Source organism: Arthrobacter sp. B0427-1-12 (assembly GCF_059092905.1).
Window position 1 is genome coordinate 66,964 of record NZ_JBNHIC010000007.1, and the last position, 14,341, is coordinate 81,304.

At 67.4% G+C, this 14,341-nt stretch carries 13 protein-coding genes; 11 read left to right on the top strand and 2 right to left on the bottom strand.

The window, feature by feature from the left end:
• Positions 1-16 precede the first annotated feature (16 nt).
• The 7 genes from AC5RWU_RS07125 to dapF all read left to right on the top strand — a co-directional run bounded on the left by AC5RWU_RS07125 (position 17) and on the right by dapF (position 7,192).
• Positions 17-235: a DUF3046 domain-containing protein gene (locus tag AC5RWU_RS07125; RefSeq protein ID WP_494028744.1), complete on the top strand. Its 219-nt coding sequence runs from the start codon at positions 17-19 to the stop codon at positions 233-235.
• Positions 236-482: 247 nt separating this feature from the next.
• Positions 483-1,535: a recombinase RecA gene (gene recA / locus AC5RWU_RS07130; protein ID WP_494028743.1), complete on the top strand. Its 1,053-nt coding sequence runs from the start codon at positions 483-485 to the stop codon at positions 1,533-1,535.
• A gap of 149 nt (positions 1,536-1,684) precedes the next feature.
• A complete protein-coding gene (locus AC5RWU_RS07135) occupies positions 1,685-2,227 on the top strand; it encodes a regulatory protein RecX (RefSeq protein ID WP_494028897.1) in 543 nt (180 codons plus the stop codon).
• Positions 2,228-2,322: 95 nt separating this feature from the next.
• Complete coding sequence (locus AC5RWU_RS07140) at positions 2,323-3,678, top strand: coiled-coil domain-containing protein (protein ID WP_494036944.1); 1,356 nt, start codon at positions 2,323-2,325, stop codon at positions 3,676-3,678.
• Between the two features lie 55 nt (positions 3,679-3,733).
• Positions 3,734-5,257, top strand: a complete 1,524-nt coding sequence (gene miaB / locus AC5RWU_RS07145) for a tRNA (N6-isopentenyl adenosine(37)-C2)-methylthiotransferase MiaB (RefSeq protein WP_494036945.1) — start codon at positions 3,734-3,736, stop codon at positions 5,255-5,257.
• Entirely contained in the window at positions 5,250-6,194 is a 945-nt protein-coding gene (gene miaA, locus AC5RWU_RS07150; protein ID WP_494028740.1) for a tRNA (adenosine(37)-N6)-dimethylallyltransferase MiaA, read from the top strand. The genes miaB and miaA overlap by 8 nt, the downstream gene beginning before the upstream one ends.
• A gap of 11 nt (positions 6,195-6,205) precedes the next feature.
• A complete protein-coding gene (gene dapF, locus AC5RWU_RS07155; protein WP_494028896.1) occupies positions 6,206-7,192 on the top strand; it encodes a diaminopimelate epimerase in 987 nt (328 codons plus the stop codon).
• A 6-nt stretch (positions 7,193-7,198) separates the two neighbouring features.
• On the opposite strand, the gene AC5RWU_RS07160 is transcribed toward dapF, so the two are convergent.
• Complete coding sequence (locus AC5RWU_RS07160; protein WP_494028739.1) at positions 7,199-7,816, bottom strand: class I SAM-dependent methyltransferase; 618 nt, start codon at positions 7,814-7,816, stop codon at positions 7,199-7,201.
• A gap of 162 nt (positions 7,817-7,978) precedes the next feature.
• On the opposite strand from AC5RWU_RS07160, the gene hflX reads away from it, so the two are divergent.
• Positions 7,979-9,613, top strand: coding sequence for a GTPase HflX (hflX, locus tag AC5RWU_RS07165; protein ID WP_494028738.1), 1,635 nt, complete (start codon positions 7,979-7,981; stop codon positions 9,611-9,613).
• The gene (locus AC5RWU_RS07170) at positions 9,606-11,660 is read left to right on the top strand and encodes an ATP-dependent DNA helicase (RefSeq protein ID WP_494028737.1); all 2,055 of its coding nucleotides are present in this window, start codon (positions 9,606-9,608) and stop codon (positions 11,658-11,660) included. Before hflX ends, AC5RWU_RS07170 begins: the two co-directional genes overlap by 8 nt.
• A gap of 31 nt (positions 11,661-11,691) precedes the next feature.
• Here AC5RWU_RS07170 and lexA read toward each other — a convergent pair whose 3' ends face one another.
• A complete protein-coding gene (gene lexA, locus AC5RWU_RS07175; RefSeq protein ID WP_494028895.1) occupies positions 11,692-12,435 on the bottom strand; it encodes a transcriptional repressor LexA in 744 nt (247 codons plus the stop codon).
• 263 nt (positions 12,436-12,698) lie between these two features.
• On the opposite strand from lexA, the gene AC5RWU_RS07180 reads away from it, so the two are divergent.
• Entirely contained in the window at positions 12,699-13,100 is a 402-nt protein-coding gene (locus AC5RWU_RS07180) for a LysM peptidoglycan-binding domain-containing protein (RefSeq protein ID WP_494028736.1), read from the top strand.
• Between the two features lie 94 nt (positions 13,101-13,194).
• The gene (locus AC5RWU_RS07185; protein WP_494028735.1) at positions 13,195-14,289 is read left to right on the top strand and encodes a histidinol-phosphate transaminase; all 1,095 of its coding nucleotides are present in this window, start codon (positions 13,195-13,197) and stop codon (positions 14,287-14,289) included.
• The last annotated feature ends 52 nt before the right edge of the window (positions 14,290-14,341 follow it).

Below are 14,341 nucleotides of genomic sequence, written 5' to 3' on the forward strand. Positions count from 1 at the left end.
GTGCGAAAATCGGCAGGTGCGGTCGAGTGATTTTTGGCGATTAATGGATGACGAATTCGGTTCGGGCTACTCCCGGGTGCTGGCTGGCGGGCTCGTGATGGCCCAACTGGGCGGGCGCACTGCCGTGGAAGCGCTGAAATCGGGCATCGACCCGAAGGCTGTCTGGCTGGCTATTTGCGAGGTCCAGGACATTCCTGCCGAACGGCGCTGGGGCAGGGACATTAAACCGAAATAGCCGGTTGCCCGGGCCCCCCACGGCCTCCGCAGGAGGAGTACCATTGCTGACACGCCGCCGAAGGTTTTCGAAGATCTGTTCGGGTGGGGATATGCTCCTACACAGCAACTGAAAACGAAATTTACGGCCGTCGCTGTCCACAACTGTCGACGCCGGCGCAATACTGTCGGTGGCACCGGCTACGGTTCAGAGTGAGCAAGAAACCGGCTCTCCGGCCGGCAAATCCACAACATACCTGAGGTGAAAAATGGCTGCTCCAGCCGATCGCGAAAAAGCCCTCGAAGCGGCACTGGCCCAGATCGACAAGCAATTCGGCAAGGGCTCCGTCATGCGTCTGGGGGACAATGCGCGCGCTCCCATCGAAACCATCCCCACAGGCTCCATTGCCCTCGACATTGCGCTGGGCATTGGCGGCCTGCCGCGCGGGCGCGTCGTGGAAATCTACGGGCCGGAATCCTCCGGCAAGACCACAGTCGCACTCCACGCCGTGGCGAGTGCGCAGCGCAACGGAGGCATCGCCGCCTTCATTGACGCCGAGCATGCCCTGGACCCCGACTATGCCAAAAAGCTTGGTGTGGACACTGACGCGCTGCTCGTTTCCCAGCCGGACACCGGTGAACAGGCCCTGGAGATCATGGACATGCTGGTGGGCTCCGGCTCGCTGGATATCATCGTCATTGACTCCGTCGCCGCCCTGGTGCCGCGGGCCGAAATCGAGGGTGAAATGGGTGACAGCCATGTTGGCCTCCAGGCGCGCCTCATGAGCCAGGCACTGCGCAAGATCACGGGCCGCCTGAGCCAGACCAAGACGACGGCGATCTTCATCAACCAGCTGCGTGAGAAGATCGGTGTTTTCTTTGGAAGTCCCGAAACCACCACCGGCGGCAAGGCCCTGAAGTTCTACGCGTCGGTCCGCATCGATGTGCGCCGGATCGAGACGCTGAAGGAAGGCGCCAATCCGGTGGGCAACCGGACCCGTGCCAAGATCGTCAAGAACAAGATGGCCCCGCCCTTCAAGCAGGCGGAATTCGACATCATCTACGGCCACGGCATTTCCCGCGAGGGCGGCCTGATCGATATGGGCGTCGAGCACGGACTGGTCAAGAAGTCCGGGGCCTGGTTCACCTATGACGGGGACCAGCTGGGGCAGGGCAAGGAAAATGCGCGCAACTTCCTCAAGGACAATCCCGGCCTGGCCGACGAACTGGAACGCCGGATCAAGGAAAAGCTCGGGGTAGGTGTCCAGGCCCCGGGCGAGGGTGAGGGCGAACCCAAGCTCAAGGCCGTCGACGGGCTCTAGGCCACGTGACGCAGTCAATCCGCGGAGCCGGTGCGTCCGGGCCGGATGAGGAATCCGGCCCGGACGCACCGCCGCGCGGCGATGCGGCGGCTGCCGGGTCGCCGGCCGGCCGGAAACGCAGGAACACCCGGAAAGAGCCGCCGCCCGAGCTGGACCGGGAAGCGGATCCGTTCGAGGTCGCCCGGTCGATCGTCCTGCGCCAGCTCACCAGTTCGCCCAAGAGCCGATCCCAGCTGGCCGCGAAACTGGCGGAACGAAATGTTCCGGCAGAAGTGGCCGAGGAGGTCCTGGGCCGCTATGAGGAAGTCCACCTGGTGGACGACGCGGAATTCGCAAGGATGTGGGTCCGAAGCAGGTCCCGGACGCGGTCGCTCGCACGGAGTGCGCTCAAGCGGGAACTTGCGGACAAGGGAATCACCGGTGAGACAGCCGAAGCCGCGCTTGCCGAGCGGTCGGACGAGGATGAGCGTGCAGCGGCCCGCTTCCTGGTGGAGCGGAAGCTGCGGCAAGGCACGGATCTGTCCGACCGGGCCGAGCGGGACAGGCAGACCAGGCGCCTCGTCAGCATGTTGGCCAGGAAGGGCTATCCCTCCGGTATGGCCTTCGGTGTTGTCCGGGACGTGCTGGACAGCCAACTGGCAGATGGTTCGTGGGATCCCGACGATTTCGCTGACCCCGGCCCGGGGGAGTAGAACCGGCGAGTAGGACCGGGAAACAGGACCGCGCAGCGGTTCACGCTGTCCTTCCGGCGGCCTGTATGCTGAACCCCGTTATGTTCAGGTTCAGCTTGAAGGTCAGGTTCCACGGCGTGGCTGCGGCCGTGCTGACTGTTGCCCTGGCTGCCGCCTGGCTGCATTCACCGGCTACCGCCCGTGCCGCTGCCTATCCCTCCTGGGACGAGGTTCACCAGGCCAAGGGCGATGTCGAGGCGAAGGCTGCGCAGATCGCGGGAGTCGAAGCGCTGCTGGACGGCCTGCAGCGGCAGGCAGGGGAACTGGGGAACGCGGCCGTTGCCGCGGCCGCCGGCTATACCGAGGCGGAGGCGGAACTGGCTTTCAGCGACCGCAAAATCGACATCCTTGCCGCGCATCGGGCGCAGGCCGAGGAGCAGGCGGCGCAGCACCGGCGGCAGGCTGGAGAATTGGCCGCACAGACCTACAAGACGGGCGCCACCAACCAGACGCTGCTGGTCTTGCTGGAACCGGGCGCCGCCGAGGAGACGCTCCAGGGTTTGGACCTGGTGCAGATGGTGGCGGAGCGGACCAGCAGGCTCTATGAAGATGCCAGGGCTGCGGAACGCGTTTCCGCCGGGCTCGTGGCCCAGGAGGAAGAGGCCCGCGCCGAACGGGACCGGCTGGCCGCGCGGGCCCAAACCTCTTGGGCGGAGGCGGAGCAGACGAGCCGGGCTGCTCAGGACAAGGTCGCCGAACAGCAGGCCCGCAGCGCCGTGCTCCTGGAGCAGTTGGCCGAGCTCAAGGACACCAGCGCCCAGGCGGAGGAGGAGCGGCGGCGCGGACTGGCGGCCGAGGAATCGTACAAGGCGCAGCAGGAGGCCGCGGCAGCAGCCGCCGAGGTGGCGGCCAGCCAGGCTCCTCCTGCCGCAGTTCCGGTGGCTCCTCCTGCTGCTGTTCCCCTGCCGACGGCCGGACCCGCCGTTGCCCGCGCCGGGGCGGGGAGCCGGGACGATGCACCGGTTCCCGCCGAGCAGCCGCGTCCGGCTCCGCCGGCGCCGGACCCGGAACCTGCTCCCGTCGCGTCCGCGCAGCCTTCCGGCCCGCCCTCGCCGTCGCCGGGGCCGCAGCCGCCCGAACCGAAACCGCAGGTGACGGCCGTTAATGATCCGGCCGGGGCGCAGGCGTATGCTTCCGGTCGGCTGGAGTCGTTCGGCTGGGGTCAGGACCAGTTCCAGTGCCTGGTCAACCTGTGGAACCGGGAATCGAACTGGCGTACCAATGCGCTGAACTCCTCCAGCGGGGCGTACGGAATTCCGCAGTCCCTTCCCGGCGACAAGATGGCCGCGGCCGGCGCGGACTGGCGAACCAACTACCGGACCCAGGTCGACTGGGGGCTGGGCTACATCAAGGGACGGTACGGTTCTCCCTGCGGTGCGTGGGGCCATTCGGAGCGGAACGGCTGGTACTGATCCAGGTCCGCACGCGGACAATTGCAAGCGACCCGGCTGCAGGCCGTACCCTTTAATGGTGAGTTTGACTGTCCCCGCCCCGCTGACCGATCCCACGGCCCCGGCTCCGCGCACCTACCAGGTGCGGACCTTCGGCTGCCAAATGAACGTCCACGATTCCGAGCGGCTGGCCGGCCTGCTGGAGGACGCCGGTTTGGTGCAGGCCCAGGGGGAGCAGGCCGACGTCGTCGTCTTCAACACCTGCGCCGTCCGCGAGAATGCGGACAACAAACTGTACGGCAACCTTGGCCAGTTGGCTCCGGTGAAGGAAAAGCGGCCGGGCATGCAGATCGCCGTGGGCGGCTGCCTGGCGCAGAAGGACCGCGAAACCATCCTCCGGAAGGCCCCCTGGGTGGACGTCGTCTTCGGCACCCACAACGTGGGCGCGCTGCCGGCTCTGCTGGAGCGGGCCCGGCACAACAATGAAGCCCAGCTTGAGATCCTCGAGTCCCTGGACGTCTTCCCCTCCACCCTGCCGACCAAGCGTGATGCCGTCTACTCCGGCTGGGTCTCCATCTCTGTCGGCTGCAACAACACCTGCACTTTCTGCATCGTTCCGTCCCTGCGCGGCAAGGAAAGGGACCGGCGTCCGGGGGACATCCTGGCGGAGATCCAGGCGCTCGTGGACGACGGCGCCATCGAGGTGACGCTGCTGGGGCAGAACGTGAACTCCTACGGCGTGGAGTTCGGTGACCGGCAGGCCTTCAGCAAGCTGCTGCGGGCCTGCGGGGACATCAAGGGCCTTGAACGGGTACGCTTCACCAGTCCGCATCCGGCGGCGTTCACCGATGACGTCATCGAGGCCATGGCCCAGACGCCGAATGTTATGCCGCAGCTGCACATGCCGCTGCAGTCGGGCTCGGACAAGGTTCTCAAGGACATGCGCCGTTCCTACCGTTCGAAGAAATTCCTGGGCATCCTGGAGAAGGTCCGGGAACAGATTCCGCACGCCGCCATTTCCACGGACATCATCGTAGGCTTCCCCGGCGAAACCGAAGTGGATTTCCAGGCGACCTTGGACGTCGTCGAACAGTCGCGGTTCGCCACCGCCTTCACGTTCCAGTACTCAAAGCGCCCGGGAACGCCGGCGGCGGAGCTGCCGGACCAGCTGCCCAAGGCCGTGGTGCAGGAACGCTACGAGCGGCTGATTGCACTGCAGGACCGGATCTCCGCCGAGGAAAACGCCAAGCAGGTCGGCAGGCGCGTGGAGGTCATGGTCACTGCCCAGCAGGGACGCAAGGCGGACGAGACCGGCCGGCTCTCCGGCCGGGCCAAGGACCAGCGCCTGGTCCACTTCTCCGTTCCGGACGGCGCGGAAACACCCCGCCCGGGCGACCTGGTCACCGTGACCGTCACCGGAGCGGCACCGTTCCACCTGATCGCCGACCCGGCGTCGGCCGCGGACTACGCCGTCCGCCGCTCCCGCGCGGGTGACGCCTGGGACCGGTCCCAGGCAGAGTCCTGCGCCGCCCCGTCGCCGTCGGGCGGCCGGAAGAACGTCTCGCTCGGCATGCCGTCGCTTCCCGTCCGGAATGCCTGATACCGGCGCGCTGCCGGTGGTCGCCGTCGTCGGGCCCACCGGGTCCGGCAAGTCGGACCTGGGCGTGGCCCTGGCGCTGGAGCTGGGCGGCGAAGTCATTAACGCCGATGCCATGCAGTTCTACCGGGGCATGGACATCGGAACCGCCAAGATCTCCGTTGCCGAGCGCCGGGGCGTACCGCACCATCTGCTGGACATCATGGATGTCCGCCAGGAAGCCAGCGTCTCAGCCTTCCAGCAGCTGGCCCGCCGGACCATCGCGGAGATCCGCAGCCGCGGCCGGCTGCCGATCCTCGTGGGCGGTTCCGGCCTGTATGTCCGTGCCGCACTCGATGTGCTCGAGTTCCCGGGCACGGATCCGGCGCTCCGCGGGGCTTTGGAGCAGGAGCTGGAGACAGCCGGCCTCGATGCCTTGCGGGAGCGGCTGCGCCAGGTGGACCCCGTCTCTGCGGAGCGCCTGGGAGACGGCCGCAGGGTGGTGCGCGCCCTCGAGGTCCACCGGCTGACGGGCCGGCCGTTCAGTTCGTTCATGCCCGAGCGCCGGTACCATCAGCCCGCCGTGCAGATCGGACTGGCCGTTGATCGTGAGCTGCTGAAGGAGCGACTGGCAGTGCGCGTGCACCGGATGGTCGACGCCGGCCTGCTGGGCGAGGTGCAGTCGTTGGACGCAGCGGGACTGCGGGAAGGCAAAACCGCCTCCCGCGCACTGGGCTACGCCCAGTTCCTGCGCGTGCTCGACGGCGTCCGTACCGTTGGGCAGGCGGCTGAGGAAACGATCGTGGCCACCCGCCAGTTCGCCCGCCGCCAGCTGACCTGGTTCCGGGCGGACCCGCGGATCCACTGGCTGGACTGGGAAGATCAGCAGCTGGTCGCCAAGGCAGCGGCGGCAGCCATGGATCCGGCGGCGCCGGGCGCACCGGGTAGGCTTGAAAGGTGACGACGACGGAAATGACCCCCGGTGAACCGAACTCCCGTACCCCGCAGGCAACCGGCGCGCAGGCAGCCGTTCCCGTACCGGCCGGCGGCCTGGCTGCCCTGCAGGGCCTGGCGTTCGCGAAGGGACATGGCACCGGCAACGACTTCGTCCTGGTCGCCGATCCGGACGGTGTGCGCCAAATCGGCCGCGATGAAGCCGCCCTGCTGTGCAACCGCCACCACGGAATCGGTGCCGACGGGCTGATCCGCGCGGTGCCGTCGCGCTTCCTCCCGGAGGGGCAGGCGCTGCTTGAGCAGGATCCGCGGGCGGAATGGTTCATGGATTACCGCAACGCCGACGGGTCGCTGTCGGAGATGTGCGGCAACGGCGTGCGCGTTTTTGTCCACTTCCTGCTTGCGGAAGGCCTCGTGGACCTGGCTTCCGGTGAGGCCCTGACGATCGGCACGCGCGGCGGAATCAAGGTCGTGAGCCGGTCCGCCAACGGTTATGCCGTCGACATGGGGCCCTGGGAATTCATCTTCCCGGACCGCGCCCGGGCCAAGGCGATGGATTCCGTGGTGGAAGCCGAGGGCCTGGAAGTGCCGCGTCCTGCGCTGTCCATCAGCATGGGCAACCCCCACACCGTCGTTGCGCTGGCGCACCTGGAGGAACTCGGGGCCACCCAGTTGTTCGAGGCACCGCGGGTGGAACCGGTTCCGGAACACGGCACGAACGTCGAGTTCGTGGTGCCGGCGGAGCCGCTCGTGGAGGACGGCTGGGGCAATATCACGATGCGCGTGCATGAACGCGGCGTGGGGGAGACCCAGTCCTGCGGCACCGGTGCATGCGCCGCGGCCGCTGCCATCCGCTACTGGGCCGGGCAGGATGCGCCGGTCCAATGGAACGTAGCCGTCCCGGGCGGACTGGTGCGCGTACGGTTCCTGCCGGGCGCCGACGGCCGCGAGCATGTGGAACTGAGCGGTCCCGCCGTGCTGGTTGCCCGGGGCAGCATCGTTTAGCGCAGCTCAGGCGCCGGAACTGCGGCGGACGCGCAGGATGCGGAAGGCCTTCGACGTGCTCTCCCGCGTCACCCTGAAGTCCTCGTCCAGTTCCGCCCCCAGCCAGCGCTGCAGGGAATCCGAACCAAGGTTCTTCTGGACCACCAGCCAGGCGGAACCTCCCGGTGCCAGCCGCGGCAGCCACCGCATCAGGAGGGAATGCAGTTCGTTCTTGCCGATGCGGATTGGCGGATTCGACCAGATGGTGTCGAACGTCAACGCCGGGTCCACCTGATCGGGCAGGCTCGCCGCAACATTGGCCAGGCCCAGCAGGCGCGCGTTGTCATTGGTCAGCGCGATGCAGCGTTCATTGACGTCAATTGCGTAGACCTTGGCATGCGGTGCTTTCAGCGCCATGGTCAGTGCAATGGGCCCCCAGCCGCAGCCGATGTCCAGGAGGTTTCCGGTCGGGGAGGGCGGAGGCACGTCCGCCAGCAAAACGGCGGTGCCTTTGTCCACGCCGTCCGGGCTGAAGATGCCGGAGGAAGTCTGCAGGTTCCGGGTCTCACCCGCCAGCACAACCTGGAGCGGCCGGCGGGTTCCGGGACCGGTCGGCTGTGCGCTGAAGTAGTGATCGGAGGCCATGATTGCTCAGGATAATGCGCCCCGGCGGGGAAGGAAATTTATGCTTGCCTAACAAATTTACGCCCCTGATAATCGCAGGCGCTGTCGCGCCGGCTGTGGATTTCCCGGGGAAATGTCCGCGGCGGGGTCTACCATTGATATACACACTTTCCAAAGGAGAGCATGACAACCAACAACTCCAGCGCCAATTCTCCGGATCGCAAGGATTCCGAAGCGGAGCTGAGCCGGGACGAGATCCAGGCAGTCATCAACCGCATTCTTTCCCATGACGCCGCGTCCGCCGCCAAGGGGGCAGCAGCGCGGCGGATTCCAGAGGGGCCCGCCCGCAGGCAGCCGGAGTCGGCTGCTGACCAGGACGCCGGTGCCGGGCAGCGCGTCCGGGCCCAGGCCATTTCCGACCTGGCGGAGGAGCACTCGGAATACGACGGGGACCAGCAGGATCTCGCCGAACGGCGCGCCTTGCGCCGCGTGGCGGGGCTGTCCACGGAACTCGAAGACGTCACCGAGGTCGAATACCGTCAGCTGCGCCTGGAACGGGTCGTCCTGGCCGGGCTCTGGACCGAGGGAACAGCGGCGGACGCGGAAAACTCACTGAAGGAACTGGCTGCGCTGGCCGAAACCGCGGGCTCCGAGGTGCTGGACGGGCTCGTCCAGCGCAGGCTCAAGCCGGACCCGGGTACATTCCTGGGCTCCGGAAAGGCGGAGGAACTCAGGGAAATCGTCATGGCCACCGGTGCGGACACGGTGATCGTGGACAGCGAGCTGTCCCCGTCGCAGCGGCGCGGACTGGAAGACATTGTCAAGGTCAAGGTCATCGACCGGACAGCCCTCATCCTGGATATCTTCGCCCAGCATGCGAAGTCCCGCGAAGGCAAGGCCCAGGTGGAGCTCGCCCAGCTCGAATACCTGCTCCCGCGCCTGCGCGGCTGGGGCGAGTCCATGTCCCGCCAGGCCGGCGGCCGCGTCGGCATCGCCGGCGGCGGCATCGGCTCACGCGGTCCCGGCGAGACGAAGATCGAGCTGGACCGCCGCCGCATCCGTACCCGGATGGCCAAGCTGCGCCGGGAAATCGCGGGCATGAAGCCCGCGCGTGAGACCAAGCGGGCCAACCGGCGTCGTAATGCTGTTCCGTCCGTAGCCATTGCCGGCTACACCAACGCGGGCAAGTCCTCGCTGCTGAACCGGCTGACCGATGCGGGCGTGCTGGTCGAGAACGCGTTGTTCGCCACCCTGGATCCCACCGTGCGCCGGGCCGAAACCCCTGACGGCATCGGCTACACCTTGGCGGATACCGTGGGATTCGTGCGTTCCCTGCCCACCCAGCTGGTGGAGGCGTTCCGGTCGACCTTGGAGGAAGTTGCAGACGCGGATCTGATCCTGCATGTGGTCGATGTCTCGCACCCCGATCCGGAGGGCCAGATCGCCGCGGTCCGGGAAGTCTTCGCCGAAGTGGATGCGCGCAACATTCCGGAGATCATTGTGCTGAACAAGGCGGACGCGGCTGATCCGTTCGTGGTTGAACGGCTGCGCCAACGGGAGCCGCGGCACGTGGTGGTCTCGGCCAGGACCGGCCAGGGTATTCCGGAACTGCTGGAAGCGATCAGCGACGGCATCCCGCGGCCCAGCGTCAAGCTCCAGCTGCTGATTCCCTACCACCGCGGGGACGTCCTTAGCCGGCTGCACGATGAGGACGCCGAGATCCTGTCCCTGGACCATGTGGAGGAGGGCACCGAGGTCCAGGTCCTGGTCCGCGAGGGCCTGGCCGCCGAACTGGAACCGTTTGTCCGGCATGGCTGAGGGCTCCCGCGGCGCCCTGGAACTGCTGGATGTGGCCGTGGCGGCCATGGGCGGGCAGAACCGGGCCGGACAGCATGAAATGGCCCGCCAGGTGGCTGAAGCGATCGAGACCGGAAACCATCTGCTGGTCCAGGCCGGCACCGGAACCGGCAAATCGCTGGCCTACCTTATTCCGCTGATCCGCCATGCGCTGGACAGTGACAAGCCTGCGATCGTCTCCACTGCGACGCTGGCGCTGCAGGCGCAGATCGTTGGCCGGGACCTGCCTCGGCTGCTGGATGCGGTCCAGCCGAAGCTGCCCCGTCCGGTGGACGTGGCCCTGCTGAAAGGCCGGGGCAACTATGTCTGCAAACACAAACTGCAGGGTGGCTTTCCGGACGAGGACGCGCCCGCAGCGCTGTTCACGCTGGGTGAGGACGCCGCAGCCTCCCATCCCGCCCCGGAGGCGGGGCCGGGCGGCACAGGAAGCGGCGGGCGCACCGGTGGGCCGGCGACCGCCCTGGGCCGGGACATCGTCCGGCTCCGCGAATGGGCCGAGGAGACGGAGACCGGCGACCGTGACGATCTGACGCCGGGGGTCAGCGACCGCGCCTGGCGGCAGGTGTCGGTCACCGCGATGGAGTGCCTCGGCGCGCAGAAATGTCCGCTCGCCGAGGAATGCTTCAGTGAGCGGGCACGCGCGGCGGCGGCGGAGGCCGACGTCGTAATCACCAACCATGCGATGCTGGCCATCAGCGCGTTCGAGGGCCTTGCCGTCCTGCCGGACTATGACGTGGTCGTCATCGACGAGGCCCATGAACTCCAGGACCGCGTCACCGGCGCGGTCTCCGGCCAGCTGTCCGCAGCGATGGTAACCGCGGCGGCGTCCGCGGTGCGCAAGCATACCGGCGTCAGCGGCGAGGCCCTCACCGCCGCCGCCGGGCATCTGGAAGCGGTGCTCGACGGCGTCCCCTCCGGCCTGGTGCCGTCCGGACTCAGCGAAGCGCAGGAACTGGCGGTGGTCCAGGTGCGCGAAGCCTGCCGGGCCGCGCTCTCCGATTCGAAGCCGGACAGCACCGCGGCCGCCGACGGGGGCCGGCAGCTGGCGCGTTCCCGGCTGACGGTCATCCTGGAACTGTGCGAACGGATGATCGACGCTGCCCGCGCCGGCGAGGTCCTGTGGATCTCCCGCGCCGCCGCCTTTTCTCCGCAGGGCGGCTACGCCGCTGAAGACGAGACGCAGCCGGCCACGATCAACATTGCACCCTTGTCCGTGGCAGGCCGGCTGCGGGAAGGCCTCTTCGACGGCCATACGGTCATTCTTACCTCGGCCACCCTGGCCATCGGCTCGGCGTTCGAACCGGTGGCCGGATCGCTGGGCCTGCTCGGAGAAGGAGCGCCCAGCTGGTCGGGAACCGACGTCGGCAGTCCCTTCGACTATCCGAAGCAGGGCGTGCTCTATGTAGCCAAGGACCTGCCCAAGCCCGGGCGCGGCGTTTCGGAACAGCAGCTCGACGAACTGGAGGCCTTGCTGCGGGCGTCCAACGGCGGTGCCCTGGGACTGTTTTCCTCCCGGCGCGCAGCCGAGGAGGCGGCCGATGCCATGCGACTGCGCCTGGACCTGGACATCCTCTGCCAGGGCGAGTCGTCCATGTCAGCGCTGGTGAAGCAGTTCGCCGCGGAGCCGGATACCTGCCTGTTCGGCACAATGTCCCTGTGGCAGGGCGTGGACGTGCCGGGGCCGTCGTGCCGGCTGGTCATCATCGACCGCATTCCGTTTCCCCGGCCGGACGACCCGCTGATGACGGCCCGCACCCGGGCGGTGGCCCAGGCCGGCGGCAATGGCTTCATGAGCGTTTCGGCGACCCATGCGGCTGTGCGGCTGGCACAGGGGGCGGGGCGTCTGATCCGGGCCGCCGGCGACCGGGGCGTGGTGGCAGTACTGGACTCCCGGCTGGCTACGGCCCGTTACGGCGGATTCCTCCGGAGTGCGCTGCCGCCGTTCTGGGGCACCACGGACCGGGCGACGGTCCTTGCGGTGCTGCAGCGGCTGGCCGGGACAGCATGAGGCCTGCCACCGTCAGCGGCAGGCCACCAGGTCAGAGCGACCGCAGCACCGACACGACTTTGCCCATGATCGTGGCGTGGTCCCCAAGGATCGGCTCGTAGCGGGTGTTCTGCGGCAGCAGCCAGGTATGGCCGTCGCGCTGCCGGAAGGTCTTCACCGTCGCTTCGTCATCGAGCAGCGCGGCCACGATTTCGCCGTTCAGGGCGCTCTGCTGGCGGCGGACGACCACCCAATCGCCGTCGCAGATGGCAGCATCGATCATCGAATCGCCGGACACCCGGAGCATGAAGAGCTCCCCGTGGCCCACCAACTGCCGGGGCAAAGGTACGACGTCCTCCACCGACTGGTCGGCCAGGATAGGGCCGCCGGCGGCAATGCGGCCCACCAGTGGGACCATGGCCGTATCCGCCGCACTGGCCAGGTCAGCCACCGGGGTTCCCTTGGTGCTCCGCAGCACGCCGGGTTCATCAACGCCGGCGATCTCCACCTTGCCCTGGTCCAGCGTGAGCGGAATCAGGATCTCCATGGCGCGCGGCCGTTTGGGATCCCGCCGGATGTAGCCGAGTTTCTCCAGTTGGATCAGCTGGTGGGTGACGCTGGACAGGCTGGCCAGCCCAACCGTATCCCCGATCTCGCGCATGGACGGCGGATAGCCGTTTGCGCTGATCGAACGCTGGATGGTCTCCAGGATCTTCTTCTGCCGGGGCGTCAGCCCTTTTGACTGCCGCCGTGTACGCCGGGCCTTGCCGCCGGATTCGGTCTGGGGTGCCGGCACGTTCTCCTGCGCGGTACTGCCTTCCATGGCCGTACTTCCTTCCTTATTTCGTCAGTGGCGGCTGGTGCTGTGTGCGTGCGGCCTCCTCTTGCTTTAACGCTAGGTGAGGCACGGCACTATTTCAAACATTTGTTCGACTGTGTCTCGACATGTGTCGTTGGTTAGTGCTAAAACTGCTCTTGTGCCGGAATCGAACAGGGATTCGATGCGGCACGTGGAGGGTTTCGAAGGATCGAACCGTTCGAGCCAGAAAGGTAACCGCTATGACCGCCCAGATTGCACTGCACTTTCCGCCTGGCACCACCGGCCCTGCGAAGGGCTTCGGGGCCCTGCTCCCGGCCGTCCGGCCGGCTGCTGCCCGGTTCCGGTTGACGCGCCGCGGCAGGCTGGTGTTGGTGGGGCTTCCGCTGATGCTGCTGGCGGTGGCTCTGTTGACCCTTGCCGGCTCCGTCACGGCCCCGGCCACGGCATCGGGTGATCCGCTTGTCGCTGCGGAGCCGGAGGTTGTCACCGTCGGCCCTGGTGAATCTTTGTGGTCGCTCGCCGTTGAGCTTGCTCCCGGACAGGACCCGCGCGAGGTGGTGGCAGAGATTATCCAACTTAACAATCTGGACACCCCGCTGGTCCACTCCGGACGGCAACTGTTCGTCCCGGCATCCCGCTAAGCGTTCGGATTGCACGGTCCAGCCAGGATGGCGCTGTCTGTGGCGCCCGCCACAGGATTCCGTCTCGCACGCTGAATCGTCTTAAACTAGGCCAGTGACTGAACAGCTTGAGGCCCTGAACCACCTTCCCCTCCGTGATGACCTGCGCGGCAAGCATCCCTACGGGGCGCCTCAGCTGGACGTGCCGATCCTGCTGAATGTCAACGAAAACACCCATGGTGTACCCGCCGAGGTGCACCGGGCCATTGTTGAGGCAGTAGGCCAGGCCGTGGCTGGCCTCAACCGTTATCCGGACCGTGAATTTACGGTACTGCGCCAGCTGCTGGCGCAGTACCTGGGACATGGACTGACCGCGGACAACGTCTGGGCGGCCAACGGTTCCAACGAAGTGCTGCAGCAGATCCTGCAGGCCTTCGGTGGCCCCGGCCGCACCGCGATAGGCTTCCCGCCCACCTATTCCATGTATCCGCTGCTGGCCAGCGGCACCGGTACTGCGTATGTCACCGGAACCCGGGATGCCGGCTTCGGACTGGACGCGGCGTCGGCGGCGGAGCAGGTGGCCGCCTCCGGCGCGAATATCGTGTTCCTGTGCTCACCGAACAACCCCACCGGCACGGCGCTGGGGCTCGACGTCGTGGAAGCGGTGTACGAGGCAGGCCGGGCCAGCAATGCGATCGTGATCGTCGATGAGGCCTACGCTGAGTTCTCCCACGCCGGCACACCCAGTGCCCTGACGCTCCTGCCAGGGCGGGAGCGGCTGATCGTCTCGCGGACCATGAGCAAGGCGTTTGCGCTGGCCGGTGCGCGGCTGGGCTATCTCGCCGCGGCGCCCCAGGTTGCCGACGCCCTGCGCCTGGTGCGGCTGCCGTACCACCTTTCCGCCATCACCCAGGCCACGGCGACGGCGGCGCTGAAGCATTCATCGGCGCTGCTGGCCAATGTGGAGGACATCAAGACCCAGCGGGACCGGATCGTCCGCGAGCTGAAGCGGATGGGGCTGACGCCCGCTGACTCGGACTCGAACTTCGTCTTTTTCGGCGGGCTCCGGAACCCGCAGGCGGTCTGGGAGGGACTGCTGGAAGCCGGCGTCCTGATCCGCGACGTCGGCATTCCGGGCCACCTGCGGGTGACGGCGGGAACGGAAGCGGAGACTACGGCGTTCCTCGAGCGGCTCGAGCAGCTCATCTGATTTTCATTATTCTCCTAGACTATTAAGCGCGGCAGCTGCGCCTCCCGCGGCC

Excerpts from the sequence above, each read along its gene's own strand:
- recA (WP_494028743.1), top strand. The coding sequence starts at position 483 with ATGGCTGCTCCAGCCGATCGCGAAAAAGCCCTCGAAGCGGCACTGGCC.
- miaB (WP_494036945.1), top strand. The coding sequence starts at position 3,734 with ATGGTGAGTTTGACTGTCCCCGCCCCGCTGACCGATCCCACGGCCCCG.
- miaA (WP_494028740.1), top strand. The coding sequence starts at position 5,250 with ATGCCTGATACCGGCGCGCTGCCGGTGGTCGCCGTCGTCGGGCCCACC.
- dapF (WP_494028896.1), top strand. The coding sequence starts at position 6,206 with ATGACCCCCGGTGAACCGAACTCCCGTACCCCGCAGGCAACCGGCGCG.
- AC5RWU_RS07160 (WP_494028739.1), bottom strand. The coding sequence starts at position 7,816 with ATGGCCTCCGATCACTACTTCAGCGCACAGCCGACCGGTCCCGGAACC.
- hflX (WP_494028738.1), top strand. The coding sequence starts at position 7,979 with ATGACAACCAACAACTCCAGCGCCAATTCTCCGGATCGCAAGGATTCC.
- AC5RWU_RS07170 (WP_494028737.1), top strand. The coding sequence starts at position 9,606 with ATGGCTGAGGGCTCCCGCGGCGCCCTGGAACTGCTGGATGTGGCCGTG.
- AC5RWU_RS07180 (WP_494028736.1), top strand. The coding sequence starts at position 12,699 with ATGACCGCCCAGATTGCACTGCACTTTCCGCCTGGCACCACCGGCCCT.